Source organism: Streptomyces sp. UF-297 (assembly GCF_058245575.1).
The window spans coordinates 54,005-75,302 of the sequence record NZ_JBSIBZ010000024.1; the positions used below are offsets into that span (position 1 = coordinate 54,005).

The following is a 21,298-nucleotide window of genomic DNA, read 5'->3' on the forward strand; positions in this document are numbered from 1 at the left end:
CAGTAGGTGCGCTTGCCCCGAACCGCCCTGGGGATGCGGCAGCGGGGGGACAGTATCGGTCCATTCGCGTGCACCGCCCTGCCGCGGGTACCGGCGTACGGCAGGCTGGAGGTCAGCTCGGGAAAGGGGTGACGGCCGGTGGCCGCGAACCAGTTGACGCAGGCGGTCCGGCAGCAGCTCGGCCTGGGGCGGCTGCTGCCGCTGGGCGGTCCTGCGGACGGGTCCTGGATCACCGAGCGGGCCGCGGCGGGCGCGCTGCGGGCCGCGGCCGACGCACTGCCCGGCGTCCGCGCCGGCGCCCTGCGGCTGTCCCTGGCCGACCCGGATGCCGCGGTGGCCCCGAGCGTGCCGGCCCCGCCCAGCGCGCTGCCGTGCGGAGCGCTGCGCATCGCCGCGGACTTCGCGGCCACCGCGGACCGTCCGCTTCCGGCAACGGCCGAGAACGTACGGGAGACGCTGCTGTCGTCGGCGGCGGACGCCCTGGGGCTGGTGGTGACCGCGGTGGACCTGCGGGTCAGCGCTCTCCTCGACGACACCGAGGAGAGCGGGGCGCAGGACGGCGAGGAGGCTGCGGCCGCCGGCGGTGAGGGCGACGACGAGGCGGCCGACCCTCTCGCCGCGGCCGCCCTGGGTGTGGCGGGCGTGACCCGGCTCGCCCCGGCGCTCGGCGCGCTGTCCCGGCCCGTACGCGCCGCCGACGGGCATGTCATGGTCCAACTGGCCGTCGGCGCGGACCACCGGGCCCTGGACGTCGCCCTCGCGGTCCGCACAGCGGTCGCCGCCGCGGCCGACGGCCCGGTGACGGTGGCGGTACTGATCGCCGCCGTGGACGGCGCACCGGGCCGGGAAGGTTGAGCCGCGGGGACCTGTCCGGGTCCGGTGCGCTTCCGGGCTCCGTCAGGGGCGCGGGGCCGCGTGGATGTGCGGCTCCGCCGCGTGGGCGCGACCAGCCCGCATGACCGCGCTTCCGACGGAGACATGACCGTGCTTCCGGCGGAGATCCGCCACAGGCGCCTCAGTCGCCGATGCCCGCGAGGTCCCGCAGCCGGCGGGCCTGCGCGGCCCGCTCCTGGATGCGCTGCTCCTCGTACGTGCGCTCGGTCGCGCCCCGCAGCAGCGCCTTCGTCTCGATCACCGCATCGCGCGGCGCGGCGGTGAGCGCGGCCGCCAAGTCGGCCACGGCGGCGTCGAGTTCGGCGCCCGGCACCACCAGGTTGGCCAGACCGATGCGCTCGGCCTCCTCGGCATGCACAAAGCGCCCGGTGGCGCAGATCTCCAGCGCCCGGGCGTAACCCACCAGTCCTACCAGCGGATGCGTACCGGTGAGGTCGGGGACCAGCCCCAGGCTGGTCTCGCGCATCGCGAACTGCGCGTCCTGCGCGCACACCCGCAGATCGCAGGCGAGGGCGAGCTGGAAGCCCGCGCCGATCGCATGCCCCTGCACGGCCGCGATGGACACCACGTCCGTACGCCGCCACCAGGTGAACGCTTCCTGGTACTCGGCGATGGCGGAGTCGAGTTCGCTGTCCGAACCGCGCGCGAGGTCCAGGAAGGACGGTTCGCCGTCGAAGCCCTCAGGGGTGAAGGCCTGCCGGTCCAGGCCCGCGGAGAAGGACTTGCCCTCGCCGCGCAGCACAACGATGCGCACATCTCCCGGCAGCAGCGTGCCCGCCTCGGCCAACGCCCGCCACAGGGCGGGGGATTGAGCGTTGCGCTTGGCCGGGTTGGTGAGGGTCACCGTGGCGATCGCGTCGTCAACGGTGAGCCGCACGCCGTCCTTGTCGAGCAGAGTCATGGGGCGCCTCCGAGTCAGCCTGCCGCACCTCAGTGCGTAAGTGACTGAACAGTAACCACCCGGCCGTCAGATCGATCGACCGGGTGGCACCGTCGGCTCCCAAGGTCACATCCGCCTCGTCAGGCGGATGCGGCTTTCTTGCCCCTCGTGGCTCCGCCACGACCTCGCAGGGTCACGCCGGATTCGCTGAGCATCCGGTGTACGAAGCCGTAGGAGCGGCCGGTCTCTTCGGCCAGCGCCCGGATGCTCGCACCGGAGTCGTACTTCTTCTTCAGGTCTGCCGCGAGCTTCTCGCGCGCGGCGCCGGTAACCCGGCTGCCCTTCTTCAGAGTCTCGGCCACCCGTGCCTCCTCATGGGAAGTGCGCTCTGGACTCTCATGATCACCCCTCCCGCGCTTCCTGGCCACCCATTCGGCAAGGTCCGTGAGACATCGTTGAGCGCCCGTCATGGATCACCACACACCGGAATGCCATATTCCGCACGGGAAAGACACCGGTTGTTACCGGTCGTTAACGAGAAGAGGCAGGTCAGGAGGCGCAAGGCCGAAAAGGTGACGGCTGGGCGGCTGGGGCGGCGCCGGTTCAGCGAGGCTCGCCGGTGTACGAGCCGTTCTCACTCAGATGATGGATCACGCGTCGGCCGAATGATCCATACGGTCTTGATCAGTCCGGGCGCGCAGGGGTCAGGGCCCGGCCCACAAGGCCCGGGCCCGCCCCACAGAGGTCAGGCCAGCGCGACGAGGTCCGCGTAGTCGGGGCCCCACAGGTCCTCCACGCCGTCCGGCAGCAGGATGATCCGCTCCGGCTCCAGGGCGTCGACCGCACCCTCGTCGTGGGTCACCAGCACCACGGCGCCCTTGTACGTGCGCAGCGCGCCGAGGATCTCCTCGCGGCTGGCGGGGTCGAGGTTGTTGGTGGGCTCGTCCAGGAGCAGGACGTTGGCGGAGGAGACGACCAGGGTGGCCAGCGCGAGCCGGGTCTTCTCGCCGCCGGAAAGCACCCCGGCGGGCTTGTCGACGTCGTCGCCGGAGAAGAGGAAGGAGCCCAGCGTCTTGCGGACCTCGACCAGGTCCAGGTCGGGGGCGGAGGATCGCATGTTCTCCAGGACCGTGCGGTCCGGGTCCAGCGTCTCGTGCTCCTGGGCGTAGTAGCCGAGCTTGAGGCCGTGGCCGGGGGTGACCGCGCCGGTGTCGGGCTTCTCCGCGCCGGCCAGCAGCCGCAGCAGGGTCGTCTTGCCCGCGCCGTTCAGGCCCAGGATGACCACGCGGGAGCCCTTGTCGATGGCCAGGTCGACGTCGGTGAAGATCTCCAGCGAGCCGTAGGACTTCGACAGGCCCTCGGCGGTGAGCGGGGTCTTGCCGCAGGGGGCGGGCTCGGGGAAGCGCAGCTTGGCGACCTTGTCGGAGGCGCGTACGGCCTCCAGACCGGCGAGCAGCTTGTCGGCGCGCTTGGCCATGTTCTGCGCGGCGACCGTCTTGGTGGCCTTGGCGCGCATCTTGTCGGCCTGGGAGTTCAGCGCCGCGGCCTTCTTCTCGGCGTTGGCGCGCTCGCGCTTGCGGCGCTTCTCGTCGGCCTCGCGCTGCTGCTGGTAGAGCTTCCAGCCCATGTTGTAGACGTCGATCGTGGAGCGGTTGGCGTCCAGGTAGAAGACCTTGTTGACGACCGTCTCGACGAGGTCGACGTCGTGGGAGATGACGATGAAGCCGCCGCGGTAGGTCTTGAGATAGTCGCGCAGCCAGACGATGGAGTCGGCGTCGAGGTGGTTGGTGGGCTCGTCCAGGAGCAGGGTGTCGGAGTCCGAGAACAGGATCCGGGCCAGCTCCACGCGGCGGCGCTGACCACCGGAGAGCGTGTGCAGGGGCTGCGCCAGGATGCGGTCGGGCAGGCCGAGGCTGGCGGCGATGGTCGCGGCCTCCGCCTCGGCGGCGTACCCGCCCTTGGTCAGGAACTCCGTCTCCAGGCGCTCGTACTTCTTCATCGCCTTTTCGCGGGTGGCGCCCTTGCCGTTGGACATCCGGTCCTCGTTCTCGCGCATCTTGCGCAGCACCTCGTCCAGCCCGCGGGCGGAGAGGATGCGGTCGCGGGCGAGCACGTCGAGGTCGCCGGTACGCGGGTCCTGCGGCAGATAGCCGACCGCGCCGGAGCGGGTGATGGTGCCGGACGCGGGGATGCCCTCGCCCGCGAGGCACTTGGTGAGGGTGGTCTTGCCCGCGCCGTTGCGGCCGACCAGGCCGATGCGGTCGCCCTTGGCGATGCGGAAGGACGCGGACTCGATGAGGACTCGGGCGCCGGCGCGCAGCTCGATGCCGGAAGCGGTGATCACGGAAAAACTCCTGGGCGGGGTGGACGGCGGGCAGGGCGGACAGACGGAGGAGGTCGGCCGACGCCGTCTAATGCGCGAGGAGAATTGCCATGAGAGCCATGGGAATCAGTCTAGCGGTGCCGTGCAACCAGTTTTTCCGGACGGTCACCGATGGCGTTCCCCAGCGGCGTGCGGTGCGGGACGATCCTGCCGAAGGCGTCGATGGCCACCAGCTGCGCGCTCCAGGGCACCGGTTCCCCCTCTCCGCCCCGGCCCGCGCAGGGCTGTGCGACGAGCAGGGCGGCGGCCCTGCGGGCGTGGCGGTACGGCTCGAAGGCGCAGCCGGGGCGGGCGGGCAGCACCCAGCGCAGATCGCCGTCGGCGGTGCGGTAGGCGGCGATGCGGCGCGGGGTGACGACGGCGAGCATCCGCGTACGGCCGTCCAGGGGCTGCAGGACGCCGGCGCCGCGGCGGGCGGCCGGGGTCCGCAGCCAGCCGGCGGCCTCGGGGATGGCGCGGTGCCAGCGCACCGCACGGCCCGGGAGGCGGCCGACGTCGGTGACCATGCCGTCGCTCCACAGCACCACGGCGTGGCCCGGGGCGCTGTGGGTGGCCAGGGGGCGGTGGCCCGCCCGGGTGTAGGTCCAGCGCAGTGCGCCGGTGGCGGGGGCGTAGGCGCGCACGGCGTGCCCGGAGGGGACCAGGCGCGGCGGCATGCGGTCCGCGGCCGGTCCGGCCGCGGAGGCCGGCGCGTCGACGGTGAGGCGGTCGCCGTAGGGAGCGGGGCGGGCCTGGTGGGCGGCGGTGGCCAGGGGCAGGGCGAGGAGGGCGGCGGCCAGGGGGAGGATCAGCCGGGTGGCCCGGCGGCCCGCGGCGGGTGACACGACCACGTACATCCCCCCTTGTTTCCTGATATTTCCTGGAGTGCCCCGAACAGGCACAGATCAGTCGGCGAGCGTAGTCGTGGCTCCGGCGGGCCGGGGGGTGCGGCCGGGCGACGCGGCGGGGACGGGCGGCAGGTTCGCCCGTTCGGCCCCCCGGGGTCGCACCGGTCCGGCCGGCGGGGCTGGATGGGGCTGTGGGGACACGGCGGCCCGGAACCCGCGGCGCCGGTCACGCAGCGGCCGCGCGACAGAGGGTGGTGGGCCCATGCAGTTCGACGACGACGCCGATCTGGACACCTCGCAGGTCCAGGACGTGCGCGGCAGCCGCGTCCCCGGGGGCGGGTACACCATCGGCGGCGGCCTGGTCGGGCTGGTCGCGCTCGCGCTGGGGCTCTTCTTCGGCATCGGCCCCGGCCAGCTGGGCCTGTCGGACTCCGGGCGGGCGCCGGACGCGTACGCCTCCTCGGCCGGGCAGGTCGAGCAGCACTGCCGTACGGGGCAGGACGCCAACGCCAAGGAGGACTGCCGCATCGTGGCGGTCGTCAACAGCGCCCAGGCCTTCTGGCAGCAGGAGTTCCGGCGGCGCGGGGGCGGCTATCAGCAGGCGCCGACGGTCTTCTTCGCGCAGCGGGTGGGGACCGCGTGCGGCTCGGCGACCTCGGCGGTCGGGCCCTTCTACTGCCCCGGCGACCGCAAGGTCTATCTGGACCTGGGGTTCTTCGACGAGCTGCGGACGACGTTCGGGGCCAGTGGCGGGCCGTTCGCGCAGGCGTACGTGGTCGCGCACGAGTACGGGCACCACGTGCAGAACCTGATGGGCACGCTCGGCCGCGCCCAGGACGGGCGGCAGGGCGCGAACAGCAACGCCGTCCGGGTCGAGCTGCAGGCCGACTGCTACGCCGGGGTGTGGGCGCGGCACGCCACCAGCACCCCGCAGCGCTCCACGGGGCGGCCGCTGATCACCCGGCTCACCGAGGCCGACATCCAGGACGGGCTCAGCGCCGCGGCGGCGGTGGGCGACGACCGGATCCAGGAGAAGTTCCAGGGCCGAATCACGCCGGAGAACTGGACGCACGGCTCGGCCGACCAGCGCCGCCAGTGGTTCTCCACGGGGTACCGCTCCGGCGACATGGCGCGCTGCGACACCTTCGGCTGAGCGGGCGGCGGGTGGGACGGCGAGCGATACGACCAGGTCAGAGGGCGTTGTCAGACGCCGCTGGCAGACTGTGACACAGATCTCGAATCGCCGGTGTCCGCACCGGCGGAGAGGAACGGTGAGCGTGATGACCAACGCGGCAGCCGGTACGGAAAAGAGCGCACCCTCGGTCTGTCCGACGCTTCGCTACCGGGACGCGAGGGCGGCGATCGAGCAGCTGACCGAGGCCTTCGGGTTCGTCAGGGGCGCGGTCTACAAGGCCGAGGACGGCACGGTGCTGCACGCCGAACTGTCCTACGGCAACGGCACGGTGATGCTGGGCACCAAGGGCGACGGCGGGGCCTTCGACACCGCGATGGGCGAGGGCGGCCCGGCCGGTGTGTACGTCGTCGTCGAGGACGCCGACGCGCACTTCAAGCAGGCCGAGCGGGCCGGGGCGGAGATCCTGATGCCGCCCACGGACCAGGACTACGGCTCGCGGGACTACATGGCGCGCGACGCCGAAGGCAACATATGGAGCTTCGGCACCTACGCGCCCGGCCGCCCCGCGAGCTGACACCCGGCGGCCCGTCCGCGGTCCCGGCGGCGCGGCTCAGGCCCCGCCGGTGTGGACCTGGAGGGCGGCCCGGCGCACGGCCTTGGCCAGTGCCGGGTCGGGGTGGGCCGCGGCCAGCGCGACCAGGACCTGCACGGTACGGGGGTGCCCGACGGCGCGTACCTCCTCCAGGAGGCGCGGCACCGAGCCCTGGACGGCCGAGTCGAGGTGGCGCACCAGCAGACTGCTCTCGCCGTGGTCGGCGACGGCCGCCGCGGTGTCCACCCACAGCCAGGTCGACTCCTCGCGGGTGAGCACGTCCGGGGCGGTCTCCGGGTCGCCGCCCTCGTGCTCGACGAGCCACAGCAGGGCGTAGGGCCTCAGGCCCGGTTCGTCGGAGGCGGCGCGTACGGCGGGCTCGGCGGGGGCGCCGACCGCGCGCAGCGCTTCGAAGGCCAGGCCGCGCAGCAGCGCGTCGTCGCCGCGGGCGACCTCCAGCAGCTCGCCGACGGCGCTGCCGACCGGGCGGGCGGCCAGCCAGGCGCGGTATTCGGCGCGGGCCGGGCCGGGGGTCAGATCGGCGCAGCCGCGCAGCATCGCCTCGGCGGCCTGCTCGATGTTGCCCGCCGGGCTCTGGGCGGCGACGCAGATCTGTTCCAGCTTGACCCACACCGACCAGTTGCCGAGGGGGGTGAGCTGGGCCTCGCGGTCCTCGGGCGCTCCGCGCTCGCCGCCGTCGCCCAGGACGAGCGCGCCGACGGCCGCCAGGCCGTCCAGTGCCCAGTCCAGGAGCGCGGTCAGCGACGCCCCCGCGCCGTCGCTCACGGTGCCGTCCGGCGCGGGAGCGCCGTGGGTGCCGGCGGGGACTGCGGGGTCTGCGGGCTCCTGGCAGTAGGGCACCTCGCAGCGCTCGGTGCGCAGTTCGGCGACCCGCTGCTCCAGCATGTCCAGCAGGACGGGCAGCCGGACCGGCCCGGCGGACAGGTGCAGCAGGGACAGCAACTGCGGTACGGCCTCGACCACTTCGCCGACCGCGGTCAGGCCGGCGCCGGAGGGCGCGGGCAGGGCCAGGGACCAGGCGTCGAAGAGCGCGACCCAGCCGCGCAGCGCGGCCGCGTCGTCGCGGTCCCAGGCGCGCAGCCGCCAGCCGGGGCGGGCCGCCCCGCCGTGCAGTTCGACGAGCCCCGCGAGCCGGGCGCGGTCCCAGTCCGTACGGACCTGGCGGGCCGTCAACCCCAGTGCGGCCGCGGCGTGATCAGCGGCGGTGTCGGGCAGTGCGCCGTCCTCGCGGGCCCGCAGCCCGGCGCCGTCGGCCCAGCGGGCGAGCCGTACGGACGAGGCCAGACCCTCGCGTGCCTGCCGTGCGAGTTCGGCGGGCGGTGGAGTGCCCTCTGGCGGGCGGGGCGCCGGTCGGGCAGCCCGGGTGCGCACCGCCCGGCGGGCGGCGGCAATGGGTTGACGGGGGACGAGTCGGAGCCGGGAGTCGCGCGGAGTACGGGACGTCACAAGGAGCAGTCTTGCTGCTGACGGCCCGAAAACCCAATCGGAACCCGCTCTGCGCATTCCAGGCGGCGGGTGCCGGTGGCCGCCTGCCCTTCATCCGCGGGACATTCGCGGGTACGGGGGGTGCGGGAGCGTCCCGTGCGAGCGCGGGCGGGCCTCGCGCCCCGTCCGGCGCCGGTCCGCCCCGCCGGTCCGCCCCCACCGTGCCGCGCCCCGGGACGGGCACGGACCCCCAGGTGCGGCGCGTACCGGCCCCCGTCCACGGGCCCGTGAGCCGGGCCGGACGCCGGGCCCGTACGGCCGGCCGTGTGGGTCAGGTCCCGTACGCGGGCACGTACGCCCTCCCGAGCGCCCCGCGGACGCGAGGCCGCGAAAGAAGGCGGGTGTGCCGCGGCTACATCAGCGGCGTCAGGAAGCGCCGCAGGGCCTCTTCGTAACCGGCCGGGTTCGCGTTCCACATGGCGGCGTGCGGGGCGTGCGGGACCGGGTGAAGGGTGATCAGGTCCGGGCGGCGGGCGGCCAGTTCACGCGAGGCGGCCCAGGGGGCCACGGTGTCCTCGGGGCCGTGGAACAGCAGGGTGGGGACGGCCAGGAGGCCGGGGTCGCCGGCCTCGGTGAGGCGGTCGGAGTGCAGCCCTGTGCTGCCCTCGGCGGCCCGTACGGCCAGCGGCAGCAGCGGGCGCGGGGTGCGGCGGGCGGCGGCCAGCGCGCGGACGGTGGCCTGCCAGTCCAGGACCGGGGAGTCCAGGACGAGGCCGCTGATGCGCTCGCGCAGCGCGGAGTTGGCGGCGGCGTGCAGGGCCATCGTGGCGCCGGTGGACCAGCCGTGCAGGATCACCTTGCGGGCGCCGTAGCGCATGGCGTAGCGGATCGCGGCGTCCAGGTCGCGCCACTCGGAGTCGCCGAGGTGGCTGATGCCGTCGGCGGTGTGCGGGGCGCCGGGGTCGTTGCGGTAGGCGATGTCCAGGACGGGGAGCCGCTGACGGTGCAGGAAGGGCAGGACCACCATCGGGTGCTCGCGGGTGGTGCCCAGGCCGTGCACGGTGATCACCCAGGTATCGCGCACGCCGGGGACGAACCAGGCGGGCAGCGCGCCCAGTTCACCGGGGATGTCGACGTCGGCGCAGCTGATGCCGAGGGCGTCGCGCGGGTTGCCGATGTGGACCTGGGGGGTGATGCGCATCCGGGCGCCGGGCTGGAGCGTGCCGTGGGTGACCCGCTCCAGGCGGCGTACGACGGTGTCGGCGGGGTGCGGGGTGTTGTCCAGCAGCGGTCCCAGGACGGCGTGGCAGCCCGCGCCGGTGAGCCCGTAGGTGCCGGGGCGCAGGGACGCCAGCGCGCGCGTGAGGGTGACCCGCCCGGCGGCCGTGGAGTGAACCGTGAGGCGGCAGTCACCCGGCAGGGGCCGGTCGGGGGACGGTTTCAGGGCAATGTCGCTGGCGTACCGGCCGACCGCCACCGCGGCCGCGCCGGCACCGATCACGGTGGTGGCGGCAGCGGCCGCCGCGGTACCCATGCGCATCCTCCTCAGTGTGGGGAGGCGGGGCGCCCGGGGCCAGTGGGCGGCAGCGGCCGGGTGACGGCGCCGGGGCGCGGCGGGGTCAGCGCGGCTGGCCGTAGCCGCGCAGTTTGTCGCCGGCGGCCTCGATCTGTTCGGGGCTCAGCAGGGACGGCGCGTGGCCGGGTACGCAGGAGGCGGTGAGCCACAGCCGGCACATCCACTCCAACTGGGCGGTGCGGTCGTAGGCCTGGTCCAGGGTGTCGCCGTAGGTCAGGGTGCCGTGGTTGCGCAGCAGGCAGCCGGTGCGGTCGCGCAGTGCGTGGAGCATGTGCGCGGCCAGTTCGTCGGTGCCGTACAGGGCGTAGGGGGCGACGCGGACCGGGCCGCCGAGGGCGCCCGCCATGTAGTGGACGGGCGGGAGTTCGGGGACGAGGGCGGAGACCGCGGTGGCGTGCACGGCGTGGGTGTGGACGACGGCGGCGGCGTCGGTGGTGCGGTAGACGGCCAGGTGCATGGGGAGCTCGCTGGTCGGCGTCAGCGCGCCGGCGGCCGGGCGCCCTTCAAGGTCCACGGCGGTCAGGTCGCCGGGGCCCAGCCGGTCGTAGGGGACGCCGCTGGGGGTGACCAGGACGAGGTCCCCCACGCGGACGGACACATTGCCCGAGGTGCCGACGACCAGGCCGTCGGCGACCGTGCGGCGGGCGGTGGTGACGAGGTCCTGCCAGGCGCTGGCGAGGGCTGCGGGGTCCGTCATGCGGTGCCTTCCTGTCCGGGGCGGCGCGGCGGGTACGGCGCGGCCGGTGGCCGTCACCGTACGGGCAGCCGGGGGCCGCGTCCCAGAGGCGACGGGAGGCCGGATCTGATCCCTCCGGTATTGCTCCATATCGGGATACATGAGCGGGTGTTCCACATTGGCCGGGGATCGTCCGTCTTCCGGGGATCTTCCAGTACCCTCTGGAAAATTTGTCATGCACGTCGCCATTGGGGGGAAATATGGCTCGTGACAGCACACCGTCCCCACGTTCCCGCCGCCGACGCCGCCGGATGATCACGCTCTCCGTCGCCGTCGCCGCACTCGGCACAACCGCCCTCACCGCAATTCCGGCCACTTCCGCCTCGGCCGCGGGCAAGCCTCGCGGCCATGACGTCTCTTCACACCAGAAGAATGTGGACTGGTCCGGCGCGCGGGCCGCCGGGGCGCGGTTCGTGTACGTGAAAGCCACCGAGTCCGACACCTACCGCAACCCCTACTTCGACCAGCAGTACAACGGCTCGCGCGAGGCGGGCCTGCTGCGCGGCGCGTACCACTTCGCGGTGCCCAGCCAGTCCTCGGGCACCGCCCAGGCCCGCTACTTCCTGCGCAACGGGGGCCGCTGGACGGGCGACGGCCGGACGCTGCCGCCCGCCCTGGACATCGAGCACAACCCGTACGACAAGAAGCACCCGTGCTTCAGCATGAGCAAGAAGCGGCTGGTGCGCTGGATCTGGGACTTCAGCGACGAGGTGAAGCGCCAGACGGGCCGGCGGCCCGTGATCTACACCACGACGCGGTGGTGGAACGGCTGCACCGGCGGCGCCCGCTCCTTCGCGAACCACCACCCGCTGTGGCTGGCCAACTGGCACAGCTCGCCGGGCCCGCTGCCCGGCGGCTGGGACTTCCACAGCATCTGGCAGTACGACAACGGGGGCTCGCTGCCGGGTGACCAGAACCAGTGGAACGGCTCGATGCGAGAGCTGAGGCGGTTCGCCAGAGGGTGAACGTCCGGTGATCGCGGCGGCGCCTCCGCACGAACTCGGCGGGGGCGTCACCGCCGCGCCCGTCCCAGTTCACCTTCCGTTCACCCATCGTCCGTACGGTCCCGTGCGTCACTGCCCATCGAACTGATTGCCTGGGTGAATGGAACACATCACGCTTCTCATCGGGATCGTGATCGTCACGGCCTTGGTGTTCGACTTTACGAACGGCTTCCACGACACGGCCAACGCGATGGCCACCACCATTTCCACCGGGGCGCTCAAGCCCAAGACAGCGGTGGCGATGTCGGCGGTCCTCAACCTCGTCGGCGCATTCCTGTCCGTGGAGGTCGCCAAGACCATCTCCGGGGGAATCATCGACGAGACCGCCGGGATCAGACCTGAAGTGATCTTCGCCGGTCTGGTCGGCGCCATCGTCTGGAACCTGCTGACCTGGCTCGCCGGGCTGCCCTCCAGCTCCTCGCACGCCCTCTTCGGCGGCCTGATCGGCGCCACCCTGGTGTCGGTGGGCACCGACGGCGTCAACGGCAGCGCCGTGGTGATGAAGGTCCTCATCCCGGCCGTGTTCGCGCCGATCGTCGCCGGTCTGGCCGCGATGGCCGCCACCCGCCTGACCTACCGCCTGGCCCGGGGCCGGGACGAGGCGGAGACCGCCAAGGGCTACCGCTCCGGCCAGATCGCCTCGGCCGCGCTGGTCTCCCTGGCCCACGGCACCAACGACGCCCAGAAGACGATGGGTGTGATCACCCTCGCGCTGATCACCGGCGGGGTGCTCGCCCCGCAGGCCGACCCGCCGATGTGGGTCATCGCCTCGGCCGGTATCGCCATCGCGCTCGGTACGTACCTGGGCGGCTGGCGGATCATCCGCACGATGGGCAAGGGCATCACCGACATCCAGCCGCCGCAGGGCTTCGCCGCCCAGACCGGCGCCGCCGCCACCATCCTGGCCTCCTCCCACCTCGGCTTCGCGCTCTCCACCACCCAGGTCTGCTCGGGCTCGGTCATGGGCTCCGGGCTGGGCCGCAAGGGCGGCGTGGTGCGCTGGTCCACGGCGGGCCGCATGGTCATCGCCTGGGGCCTGACGCTGCCGGCCGCGGGTCTGGTCGCGGCGGCCGCCGCCTACCTGGCGGGACAGGGCGACTGGGGCGTGGCGACGGTGGCCGTGCTGGCCGTGATCGCCTGCGGTGCCATCTGGCTGGCCTCGCGCCGCAAGCCGGTGGACCACACCAACGTCAACGAGGTGCCGGCCGACGAGCCGGTGGGCGTGGTCACCGCCGCGCTGCAGACCGTCGCCCCGCCGCCGGCCGGTGCCGCGGCCCCGGTGGCCGACAGCCCGTCCGAGCCCGCCCCCGCGGCGCGCGCCAAGGCCGCCGCGACGGCCACGGGCTGACGCTCCCGGCGCAGCCAAGAGCCAGAAGGAAACTCAACCATGCACATCGACTGGGCAGCTCTGGGCCAGGTCTTCGGCGTCAGCCTCCTGGTGACGGTCGGGATCGTGGGCCTGTTCACCCTCGGCATCGTCGGTACGTCCCGCAAGCCGCAGCAGGAGACCGGCGAGGCGGTCGCCGCCTCCGCGCCGGCCCGTATCGGCGCGTACGCCTGCTTCGCGCTGTGCGCGGCGGCGGTGGCGTACGGGATCTACCTGATCGTGGCCGGCTGACGGCCGGCCCCCTCCCGCGCCCCGCGCAAACCGCTTGGACCAGGCGCCCGGAAGCGCACGGCAGCAGCCGTGTGCGCCGGGCGCCTGGCGCGTGCCCCCACTGCCGCCCTGTGGCTTTGGCCACAGCCGGTGTGACGGGACTGCGCCGCAGGTCAACGGTGAGTTGACGGGCATTCGCGGCGCGTGGTGGACTGCCGGAGCCATTCGGCGACAGATGAGGAAGTCCGGTGAGAATCCGGCGCGGTCCCGCCACTGTCACCGGGGAGCGCTCCTCCAACGAAGGTCACGGCCCGTGCCGTATTACGGGCTGGAAGGCCGGGGGCGGCGCCGATCCGGGGAGCCAGGAGACTCTCGTCGCCGGTCACGTCGAGCCAGGGCGCGGACCCTGAGTGAGGACATACCGCCATGCCGGGCCGCAGTTCGAGAACCCTGGCGCGCCGTGCGCCGCACACCCCCCTCTCCCCCGCTCTGCCGGCCCTTCTTCGAGGCGCGGCGGTCTGATCCGATGCCTGCCGAACACGCCACTTACGCGTGCGGCGCGGCCCTCGGCTTTCTCGGCGACCTGATCGCGGGCGACCCCAGGCGCGGCCACCCGGTGGCCGCGTTCGGGCGGGCCGCCGCGGCCGTCGAGCGCGGGCTGTGGCGCGACGACCGCGGCCGCGGGGCCGTGCACGCCGTGCTGTGCGCGGGCGGCGCCGCGGCCGGTGCCGCGCTGCTGGCCCGTGCCGCGCGCGGCCGTACCCCCGCCGCCGTCGCACTGACCGCCGCCGCCACCTGGTCCGTCCTCGGCGGTACGTCCCTGGGCCGCGAGGCGCGGGCGATCGGCGGCGCCCTGGAAGCGGGAGATGTGGCCGTGGCGCGGGAGCGGCTGCCGCACCTGTGCGGGCGCGACCCGCGCTCGCTGGACCAGCAGCAGATCGCCCGTGCCGTGGTGGAGTCGGTGGCGGAGAACACCTCGGACGCCGTGGTGGGCGCGCTGGTGTGGGGCGCCGTGGCCGCGGTTCCCGGGCTGGTGTGCTTCCGGGCCGTCAACACCCTGGACGCGATGGTGGGTCACAAGTCCGCGCGCTACCGGCGCTTCGGCTGGGCCTCGGCCCGTACCGACGACGTCTTCGGCTGGCCCGGCGCACGGCTGACGGCCGCGCTGGCGACGCTGGCCGGGCCGGACCGGCGCGGCGCGTGGCGGGCCTGGCGCGAGGACGGCGGGCGCCACCCCAGCCCCAACGCGGGCCCGGTGGAGGCCGCGTTCGCGGGCGCGCTGGGGGTACGGCTCGGCGGCACGCTGGCGTACGGCACCCGGATCGAGCACCGGCCGGTGCTCAACGGCTCGGCGCGGCCCGTGCAGGTGGCGGACATCGAGCGCGCGGTACGGCTCTCGCGCCGGGTCGGTGCGCTGGCGCTGGCGGTGACCGTGGCGGGGCGGCTGGCGGTGGGCGCGGCCCTCTCGCGTAACGGCCGTTCGCGTACGGCCGGTTCGCGTACGGCGGGTTCGCGTACGGCTCTGCGGAGGCCGGAGTGAGTGCCCGGTCCGGGTGGAACAGCGGCGCCCCGGCGGGCGGATGGATCGAGGACGGCGCCCCGGTGCCCGTACAGACGAGGAGAGTGGCGTGAACGGACGCGGCAAGGGGGCGCAAGGGGCGCTCGGCGGTGGGCTGTTGGTCGCCGGCACCACGTCCGACGCGGGCAAGAGCGTGGTCACCGCGGGGATCTGCCGCTGGCTGGTGCGCCAGGGCGTGCGGGTGGCGCCCTTCAAGGCGCAGAACATGTCGCTGAACTCGTTCGTGACCCGCCAGGGCGCGGAGATCGGCCGGGCGCAGGCCATGCAGGCGGCCGCGGCGCGCGTGGAGCCCAGCGCCCTGATGAACCCCGTGCTCCTCAAGCCGGGCAGCGACCGCAGCAGCCAGGTGGTGCTGATGGGCAAGCCGGTGGGCGAGCTGAGCGCGCGCGGCTACCACAGCGGGCGGCAGGAGAAGCTGCTGGACACGGTCACCGAGTGCCTGGCCGAGCTGCGGCGCACGCACGACGCGGTGATCTGCGAGGGCGCCGGCAGCCCCGCCGAGATCAATCTGCGCCGTACCGACATCGTGAACATGGGCATCGCGCGGGCCGCCCGCATCCCGGTCGTGGTCGTCGGCGACATCGACCGCGGCGGGGTCTTCGCGTCGTTCTTCGGGACCACGGCGCTGCTGTCCAAGGAGGACCAGGCGCTGGTGGCGGGGTATCTCGTCAACAAGTTCCGGGGCGATGTGACGCTGCTGGAGCCCGGGCTGGAGATGATGCGGCAGCTGAGCGGGCGGCCGACGCTGGGCGTGCTGCCCTTCCAGCACGGGCTGGGCATCGACGAGGAGGACGGGCTGCGGGTCTCGCTGCGCGGCGCGGTGCGCGAGAGCGTGGTGGCGCCGCCGCACGGCGCGGACGTCCTGCGGGTCGCGGTCGCCGCCGTACCGCTGATGTCCAACTTCACGGACGTGGACGCGCTGGCGGCCGAACCGGGCGTGGTGGTGCGCTTCGTGGACCGCGCCGAGGAGCTGGCGGACGCGGACCTGGTGGTGCTGCCCGGCACCCGCGGCACGGTGCGCGCCCTGCGGTGGCTGCGCGAGCGCGGGCTGGCCGACGCCGTGGCGCGGCGGGCCGCCGAGGGGCGCCCGGTGCTGGGGATCTGCGGCGGGTTCCAGATGCTGGGCGAGCTGATCGAGGACGAGGTCGAGTCGCGGGCGGGCGCCGTGGACGGCCTGGGGCTGCTGCCCGTACGCGTACGGTTCGCGGCACAGAAGACCCTCGCGCGGCCGGCCGGTGAGGCGCTGGGCGAGCCGGTGCAGGGGTACGAGATCCACCACGGAGTGGCCGAGGTCCTCGGTGGGGAGACGTTCTTCCGTGACGAGCGGGGGCGCGCTCTGGACGGCTGCCGGGTCGGGTCCGTATGGGGCACGCACTGGCACGGGTCGCTGGAGAGCGACGGGTTCAGACGGGCGTTCCTGCGGCAGGTGGCGGCGGATGCGGGGCGGGCCTTCGTCCCGGCGCCGGACACCAGCTTCGGGGCGCTGCGCGAGGAGCAGCTGGACCGGCTCGGCGACTTGATCGAGGAGCACGCGGACACCGGGGCGCTGCTGCGGCTGATCGAGGACGGGGTGCCCCAGGGGCTGCCGTTCGTGCCGCCGGGGGCGCCGTGAGCTGCGCTGCCCGCGTGATGTGTATGACCAGCGTGATGTGTGTGACCTGCATGACCTGCGCGACCTGGAGGACGACGAGGCATGACCACCGCTGACAAAACGACCCCGCAGTACCCCTTCACCGCGATCGTCGGCATGGACGACCTGCGGCTGGCGCTGCTGCTGAACGCCGTCTCGCCGGCCGTGGGCGGCGTGCTCGTACGGGGTGAGAAAGGCACCGCCAAGTCCACGGCGGTGCGCGCCCTTTCGGCCCTGATGCCCGATGTCGACGTGGTCTCCGGATGCCGGTTCGCCTGTGATCCGGCCGCGCCGGACCCCTCCTGCCCGGACGGGCCGCACGAGGTCGCGGGCCTGGAGAGCCGTCCCACCCGCATGGTCGAGCTGCCCGTCGGCGCCTCCGAGGACCGCCTGGTGGGCGCGCTGGACATCGAACGGGCGCTGTCGGAGGGCGTGAAGGCCTTCGAGCCGGGCCTGCTCGCCGACGCGCACCGCGGCATCCTCTACGTCGACGAGGTCAACCTGCTGCACGACCACCTCGTGGACCTGCTGCTGGACGCGGCCGCCATGGGCGCCTCCTATGTGGAGCGCGAGGGCGTCTCCGTACGCCACGCGGCCCGCTTCCTGCTCGTGGGCACCATGAACCCCGAAGAGGGCGAGCTGCGGCCGCAGTTGCTGGACCGCTTCGGGCTGACGGTGGAGGTGGCGGCCTCCCGGGAGCCCGACCAGCGGGTGGAGGTGGTGCGCCGCCGCCTCGGGTACGACGCCGACCCCGCTTCTTTCGCCGCGCGGTGGGCGGCGGAGGAGGGCGCGCTGCGCGAACGCATCGCGGCGGCGCGCCAGTTGCTGCCCGCCGTCGAGCTGGGGGACGCCGCGCTGCGTCAGATCGCCGCGACCTGCGCCGCCTTCGAGGTGGACGGGATGCGCGCGGACATCGTGATGGCGCGCACCGCGACCGCTCTGGCGGCGTGGGCGGGGCGCACGGAGGTGCTGGCCGAGGACGTACGGCAGGCCGCGCTGCTGGCGCTGCCGCACCGGCGGCGGCGCAACCCCTTCGACGCGCCGGGCCTGGACGAGGACAAGCTCGACCAGACGCTGGAGGAGTTCGGCGGGGACGACGATCCCGAGCCGGACGGGCCGGACGGCGGGCCCGAGGGCGGCCCCGGCGGCGGTCCCGGTGACGGCCCCGACGACGGGCGGACGCCGCAGTCCCCGCAGCCCGAACTCCCGCACCAGCAGGGGCAGGAGGAGCCCGCGGGGCCGCAGGACGCGCGGGGCGAGACGCCCGACGCCGACCCGTCCGAGGCCTCCGGCCCCACGCCTGCCGGGCAGGGCGGCCGCGAGCAGGCCGCCGTGGGCTCCGCCGAGCCCTTCACGACGCGGCGTCTGGACGTGCCCGGGCTGGGCGAGGGCGCCGACGGGCGGCGCTCCAGGGCCCGTACCGCACACGGCCGTACGACCGGGGCGCGGCGTCCGCACGGCACGCTGGGCAAGCTACACCTGGCCGCCACCGTGCAGGCCGCGGCGCCGCACCAGAAGGCGCGCGGGCGGCACGGCACGGGCCTGGTGGTGCGCCGGGACGATCTGCGCGAGGCGGTGCGCGAGGGGCGGGAGGGAAATCTCGTCCTGTTCGCCGTGGACGCGTCCGGGTCGATGGCGGCGCGCAAGCGGATGAGCGCGGTCAAGGGCGCGGTGCTCTCGCTGCTGCTGGACGCCTATCAGCGGCGCGACAAGATCGGCATGATCACGTTCCGGGGGTCGGCGGCCGAGGTGGCGCTGCCCCCGACCTCGTCGGTGGAGGCGGGGGCCGCGCGGCTGGAGAAGCTGCCGACGGGCGGGCGTACGCCGCTGTCCGCCGGGCTGCTCAAGGCCCATGAGGTGCTGCGGGTGGAGCGGATGCGCGACCCCTCGCGGCGGCCGCTGCTGGTGGTCGTCACCGACGGGCGGGCGACCGGCGGCCCGGACGCGTTCGGCCGGGCCACCCGGGCGGCGCGGCTGCTGGCCTCGGAGGGGACGGCGTCGGTGGTCGTGGACTGCGAGGCCGGGCCCGTACGGCTGGGGCTGGCCGGTGAGCTGGCCCGCGAGCTGCACGGCAGTGCCGTCACGCTCGACGAGCTGCGGGCCGACAGCGTCTCGGCGCTCGTACGCACTGTTCAGGGAAGTAACCGCGACAACCGGGGCAACCCGGGCAATCGGAGGGCCGCGTAATGCCGCAGGGACAGCCGGCCGTCGTACCGGACGACGGTCTCACCACTCGCCAGCGCCGCAACCGGCCGCTGGTCTTCGTGCACACCGGAACCGGCAAGGGGAAGTCCACCGCGGCCTTCGGGCTCGCGCTGCGGGCATGGAACCAAGGGTGGCCGGTCGGTGTATTCCAGTTCGTGAAGTCGGCGAAGTGGAAGGTCGGTGAGGAGCGCGCGCTGCGCGTCCTCGGCCAGACCGGCGAAGGGGGGACCGTCGCATGGCACAAGATGGGCGAGGGCTGGTCGTGGGTCCAGCGCGACATCGCCTCCAGCGAGGAGGCGGCCCGCGAGGGGTGGGAGCAGGTCAAGCGGGACATCGCCGCGGAGACCTACAAGCTCTACGTGCTGGACGAGTTCGCCTATCCGATGCACTGGGGCTGGGTGGACACCGAAGAGGTGATCTCGGTGCTGCGGGACCGCCCCGGGACCCAGCATGTGGTCATCACCGGCCGCAACGCCCCTCAGGAGCTGTGCGAGTTCGCGGATCTGGTCACCGACATGACCAAGGTCAAGCACCCGATGGACGCGGGGCAGAAGGGCCAGCGGGGCATCGAGTGGTGAGCGTACGACTGCCGCGGCTGGTCATCGCCGCGCCTTCCTCGGGCAGCGGCAAGACGACCGTCGCCACGGGGCTGATGGCGGCCTTCGCCGCCGCCGGCCTCACGGTCTCCCCCCACAAGGTGGGCCCCGACTACATCGACCCGGGCTATCACGCCCTCGCCACCGGGCGCCCCGGCCGCAATCTGGACGCCTACCTCTGCGGCCCGGATCGCATCGCCCCGCTGTTCCTGCACGGCGCGGCGGGCGCGGACCTCGCGGTCGTCGAGGGCGTGATGGGGCTGTACGACGGCGCCGCGGGGCAGGGGGACGTGGCCTCCACGGCCCAGGTCTCCAAGCTGCTGCGGGCGCCCGTCGTCCTGGTGGTGGACGGCTCCTCGCAGTCGCGGTCGGTGGCGGCCCTGGTGCACGGCTTCGCCTCCTGGGACCCCGAGGTCCGGCTGGCCGGGGTGATCCTCAACAAGGTCGCCTCGGACCGGCACGAGCAGCTGCTCCGCGAGGCGCTGGACGAATCCGGCGTCCCGGTGCTGGGCGCGCTGCGCCGCGTCCGCCAAGTGCGCACACCGTCGCGGCACTTGGGCCTGGTCCCGGTCGCCGAGCGCCAGGCAGAGGCGGTGGAGTCGGTACGGGCGCTGGCCGAGCAGGTCCGCAGCGGCTGCGACCTGGACGCGCTGCTCGCGGTGGCGCGCGGCGCGCCGGATCTGCCGGGGCCGGCGTGGGATGCGCAAGGAGAGATCGACGGCGGGGGCGGCCCCGCCGGGCAGGGCCGGGAGGTGCCCGGCGAGCGCGAGAGGGCACGGCCCGGCGCTCGGCCCGTGGTGGCCGTCGCCGGAGGCCCCGCGTTCACGTTCTCCTACGCCGAGCACGCCGAGCTGCTGACCGCGGCGGGCGCCGACGTGGCGGTGTTCGACCCGCTGCGGGACGAGCAACTGCCGCCGGGGACGGCCGGGTTGGTGATCGGCGGCGGCTTCCCCGAGGTGTACGCACCGGAGCTGTCCGCGAACGAGCCGCTGCGCAAGGAGGTCGCCGCGCTGGCGGCCTCGGGAGCGCCGGTGGCCGCCGAGTGCGCCGGGCTGCTGTATCTGTCCCGGTCGATCGACGGCAAGCCGATGTGCGGGGTGCTGCCCGCCGAGGCCCGGATGTCGGAGCGGCTCACGCTCGGATACCGGGAGGCGGTGGCCGTCCACGACAGCGCGCTGGCGGCGGCCGGCACCCGCGTGCGCGGCCACGAGTTCCACCGCACGGCCCTGGAGCCAGGCGCGGGCGAGCGGCCCGCCTGGGGCTTCACCCGCCCCGAGCGCCGCGTCGAGGGCTTCGTACAGGACGCGGTGCACGCCTCCTATCTGCACGTCCACTGGGCCGCCGAACCGTCCTTGGCCCGCCGGCTGACCGACCGCGCGGCCGCGGCGCTGCGGGAGGGACCGCGATGAGCGCCGCGGGCGGGGGCCGCCCGGCGGGGGCCGCGGGCGGCGCCGTGCCGGATTCCGCTGCCGCGCCGGATCGTGGCGCCGCCCTGGATCGCGGGGCCGCGCTGGACCATCTGGTGCTGGCGACGCCGGATGTGGCGCGGACGGTTGCCGAGTTCGCCCGGCTGACCGGCGTGGATCCGGTGGCGGGCGGTGCGCACCCCGGCCGGGGAACCCGTAACTTCCTTGTCGGGCTGGACGGTTCACCGGGCGGCGGTTATCTGGAGATCGTCGGCCCCGACCCGGAGCAGCCCGCGCCGGACGGGCCGCGCTGGTTCGGGATCGACGCGCTGAACGGGCCGCGGCTGGTCCACTGGGCCGCACGCGTCCAGGGCATCGACGACCACGTGGCGAGCGCCCGAGCCCAGGGCTACGACCCCGGCGAACCGGCCACGATGGCCCGGCGTACCCCCGACGGCCAGTCCATGTCCTGGCGACTGACCCCGCCTCTGGGCGCGGCACCGTCGGGACCGTCGGCACCGGGGGTCCGTCCGGTGCCCTTCCTGATCGACTGGGGCACCACCCGGCACCCGGCGGCGCGCGGCCTTCCCGCACTGCCGTTGCTCACCTTCCGCGGCGCTCACCCCGACCCGGAGTCCGTACGCGCCGGGCTCACCGCGGTGGGCGCCTCCCTGCCCGTCGTACGGGCCGCGACCCCCGCCCTCACCGCCGTACTGGAGGGCAGGAACGGCCCCGTCACGCTCTCCGACGGCCTGTTCGCGGGGCCGGGAGACGGCGCGCCATGACCTCCCCCGCTTCCTCTTCGCCCTCGT

General features: G+C 74.3%; 19 protein-coding genes and 1 riboswitch. Of the genes, 12 read left to right on the top strand and 7 right to left on the bottom strand.

The window, feature by feature from the left end; genetic code table 11:
* Positions 1-138 precede the first annotated feature (138 nt).
* The gene (locus AC4IJH_RS16615; protein ID WP_490852483.1) at positions 139-855 is read left to right on the top strand and encodes a hypothetical protein; all 717 of its coding nucleotides are present in this window, start codon (positions 139-141) and stop codon (positions 853-855) included.
* A 160-nt stretch (positions 856-1,015) separates the two neighbouring features.
* On the opposite strand, the gene AC4IJH_RS16620 is transcribed toward AC4IJH_RS16615, so the two are convergent.
* The 4 genes from AC4IJH_RS16620 to AC4IJH_RS16635 all read right to left on the bottom strand — a co-directional run bounded on the left by AC4IJH_RS16620 (position 1,016) and on the right by AC4IJH_RS16635 (position 4,987).
* Positions 1,016-1,795 (bottom strand): enoyl-CoA hydratase/isomerase family protein, encoded by a 780-nt coding sequence (locus AC4IJH_RS16620; protein ID WP_490852484.1) that lies wholly within the window; start codon positions 1,793-1,795, stop codon positions 1,016-1,018.
* Between the two features lie 119 nt (positions 1,796-1,914).
* Positions 1,915-2,136, bottom strand: a complete 222-nt coding sequence (locus tag AC4IJH_RS16625; RefSeq protein WP_030021347.1) for a helix-turn-helix domain-containing protein — start codon at positions 2,134-2,136, stop codon at positions 1,915-1,917.
* 383 nt (positions 2,137-2,519) lie between these two features.
* The gene (locus tag AC4IJH_RS16630; protein ID WP_490852485.1) at positions 2,520-4,118 is read right to left on the bottom strand and encodes an ABC-F family ATP-binding cassette domain-containing protein; all 1,599 of its coding nucleotides are present in this window, start codon (positions 4,116-4,118) and stop codon (positions 2,520-2,522) included.
* 110 nt (positions 4,119-4,228) lie between these two features.
* A complete protein-coding gene (locus AC4IJH_RS16635; RefSeq protein WP_490852486.1) occupies positions 4,229-4,987 on the bottom strand; it encodes a hypothetical protein in 759 nt (252 codons plus the stop codon).
* A gap of 259 nt (positions 4,988-5,246) precedes the next feature.
* Between AC4IJH_RS16635 and ypfJ the strand changes: the two genes are divergently transcribed.
* Both ypfJ and AC4IJH_RS16645 read left to right on the top strand, forming a co-directional pair.
* The gene (gene ypfJ, locus AC4IJH_RS16640) at positions 5,247-6,137 is read left to right on the top strand and encodes a KPN_02809 family neutral zinc metallopeptidase (protein WP_490852487.1); all 891 of its coding nucleotides are present in this window, start codon (positions 5,247-5,249) and stop codon (positions 6,135-6,137) included.
* Between the two features lie 127 nt (positions 6,138-6,264).
* A complete protein-coding gene (locus AC4IJH_RS16645; protein ID WP_490852488.1) occupies positions 6,265-6,693 on the top strand; it encodes a VOC family protein in 429 nt (142 codons plus the stop codon).
* Between the two features lie 36 nt (positions 6,694-6,729).
* On the opposite strand, the gene AC4IJH_RS16650 is transcribed toward AC4IJH_RS16645, so the two are convergent.
* From AC4IJH_RS16650 to AC4IJH_RS16660, 3 genes are all read right to left on the bottom strand, one after another.
* Positions 6,730-8,178 carry a hypothetical protein gene (locus tag AC4IJH_RS16650; RefSeq protein WP_490852489.1) on the bottom strand — a complete coding sequence of 483 codons (1,449 nt, stop codon included), beginning with the start codon at positions 8,176-8,178 and terminating at the stop codon, positions 6,730-6,732.
* A 391-nt stretch (positions 8,179-8,569) separates the two neighbouring features.
* Positions 8,570-9,697, bottom strand: a complete 1,128-nt coding sequence (locus tag AC4IJH_RS16655; protein ID WP_490852490.1) for an alpha/beta hydrolase — start codon at positions 9,695-9,697, stop codon at positions 8,570-8,572.
* Positions 9,698-9,776: 79 nt separating this feature from the next.
* Positions 9,777-10,430 (bottom strand): class II aldolase/adducin family protein, encoded by a 654-nt coding sequence (locus AC4IJH_RS16660; protein WP_490852491.1) that lies wholly within the window; start codon positions 10,428-10,430, stop codon positions 9,777-9,779.
* Between the two features lie 239 nt (positions 10,431-10,669).
* On the opposite strand from AC4IJH_RS16660, the gene AC4IJH_RS16665 reads away from it, so the two are divergent.
* The 9 genes from AC4IJH_RS16665 to AC4IJH_RS16705 all read left to right on the top strand — a co-directional run bounded on the left by AC4IJH_RS16665 (position 10,670) and on the right by AC4IJH_RS16705 (position 21,271).
* Positions 10,670-11,434, top strand: coding sequence for a lysozyme (locus tag AC4IJH_RS16665; protein ID WP_490852492.1), 765 nt, complete (start codon positions 10,670-10,672; stop codon positions 11,432-11,434).
* Positions 11,435-11,573: 139 nt separating this feature from the next.
* Complete coding sequence (locus tag AC4IJH_RS16670; RefSeq protein ID WP_490852493.1) at positions 11,574-12,821, top strand: inorganic phosphate transporter; 1,248 nt, start codon at positions 11,574-11,576, stop codon at positions 12,819-12,821.
* A gap of 39 nt (positions 12,822-12,860) precedes the next feature.
* On the top strand, positions 12,861-13,091 hold the full coding sequence (locus AC4IJH_RS16675) for a hypothetical protein (RefSeq protein ID WP_490852494.1): 231 nt from the start codon (positions 12,861-12,863) through the stop codon (positions 13,089-13,091).
* 170 nt (positions 13,092-13,261) lie between these two features.
* A riboswitch (cobalamin riboswitch) is annotated at positions 13,262-13,461 on the top strand.
* Positions 13,462-13,596: 135 nt separating this feature from the next.
* Complete coding sequence (locus tag AC4IJH_RS16680) at positions 13,597-14,610, top strand: cobalamin biosynthesis protein (protein WP_490852495.1); 1,014 nt, start codon at positions 13,597-13,599, stop codon at positions 14,608-14,610.
* A gap of 88 nt (positions 14,611-14,698) precedes the next feature.
* Complete coding sequence (locus tag AC4IJH_RS16685; RefSeq protein WP_490852496.1) at positions 14,699-16,261, top strand: cobyric acid synthase; 1,563 nt, start codon at positions 14,699-14,701, stop codon at positions 16,259-16,261.
* Positions 16,262-16,342: 81 nt separating this feature from the next.
* The gene (locus AC4IJH_RS16690) at positions 16,343-18,466 is read left to right on the top strand and encodes a putative cobaltochelatase (protein WP_490852497.1); all 2,124 of its coding nucleotides are present in this window, start codon (positions 16,343-16,345) and stop codon (positions 18,464-18,466) included.
* Positions 18,466-19,062, top strand: coding sequence for a cob(I)yrinic acid a,c-diamide adenosyltransferase (gene cobO, locus AC4IJH_RS16695; protein ID WP_490852498.1), 597 nt, complete (start codon positions 18,466-18,468; stop codon positions 19,060-19,062). Before AC4IJH_RS16690 ends, cobO begins: the two co-directional genes overlap by 1 nt.
* Positions 19,059-20,489: a cobyrinic acid a,c-diamide synthase CobB gene (locus AC4IJH_RS16700; RefSeq protein ID WP_490852499.1), complete on the top strand. Its 1,431-nt coding sequence runs from the start codon at positions 19,059-19,061 to the stop codon at positions 20,487-20,489. Before cobO ends, AC4IJH_RS16700 begins: the two co-directional genes overlap by 4 nt.
* Entirely contained in the window at positions 20,486-21,271 is a 786-nt protein-coding gene (locus AC4IJH_RS16705; protein WP_490852500.1) for a VOC family protein, read from the top strand. Before AC4IJH_RS16700 ends, AC4IJH_RS16705 begins: the two co-directional genes overlap by 4 nt.
* Positions 21,272-21,298 lie beyond the last annotated feature (27 nt).

Bases quoted from the DNA above. Each gene is read 5' to 3' on its own strand.
- AC4IJH_RS16620 (WP_490852484.1), bottom strand. From the start codon at position 1,795: ATGACTCTGCTCGACAAGGACGGCGTGCGGCTCACCGTTGACGACGCG.
- ypfJ (WP_490852487.1), top strand. From the start codon at position 5,247: ATGCAGTTCGACGACGACGCCGATCTGGACACCTCGCAGGTCCAGGAC.
- AC4IJH_RS16645 (WP_490852488.1), top strand. From the start codon at position 6,265: ATGACCAACGCGGCAGCCGGTACGGAAAAGAGCGCACCCTCGGTCTGT.
- AC4IJH_RS16655 (WP_490852490.1), bottom strand. From the start codon at position 9,697: ATGCGCATGGGTACCGCGGCGGCCGCTGCCGCCACCACCGTGATCGGT.
- AC4IJH_RS16660 (WP_490852491.1), bottom strand. From the start codon at position 10,430: ATGACGGACCCCGCAGCCCTCGCCAGCGCCTGGCAGGACCTCGTCACC.
- AC4IJH_RS16665 (WP_490852492.1), top strand. From the start codon at position 10,670: ATGGCTCGTGACAGCACACCGTCCCCACGTTCCCGCCGCCGACGCCGC.
- AC4IJH_RS16670 (WP_490852493.1), top strand. From the start codon at position 11,574: ATGGAACACATCACGCTTCTCATCGGGATCGTGATCGTCACGGCCTTG.
- AC4IJH_RS16675 (WP_490852494.1), top strand. From the start codon at position 12,861: ATGCACATCGACTGGGCAGCTCTGGGCCAGGTCTTCGGCGTCAGCCTC.
- AC4IJH_RS16680 (WP_490852495.1), top strand. From the start codon at position 13,597: ATGCCTGCCGAACACGCCACTTACGCGTGCGGCGCGGCCCTCGGCTTT.
- AC4IJH_RS16690 (WP_490852497.1), top strand. From the start codon at position 16,343: ATGACCACCGCTGACAAAACGACCCCGCAGTACCCCTTCACCGCGATC.
- cobO (WP_490852498.1), top strand. From the start codon at position 18,466: ATGCCGCAGGGACAGCCGGCCGTCGTACCGGACGACGGTCTCACCACT.
- AC4IJH_RS16705 (WP_490852500.1), top strand. From the start codon at position 20,486: ATGAGCGCCGCGGGCGGGGGCCGCCCGGCGGGGGCCGCGGGCGGCGCC.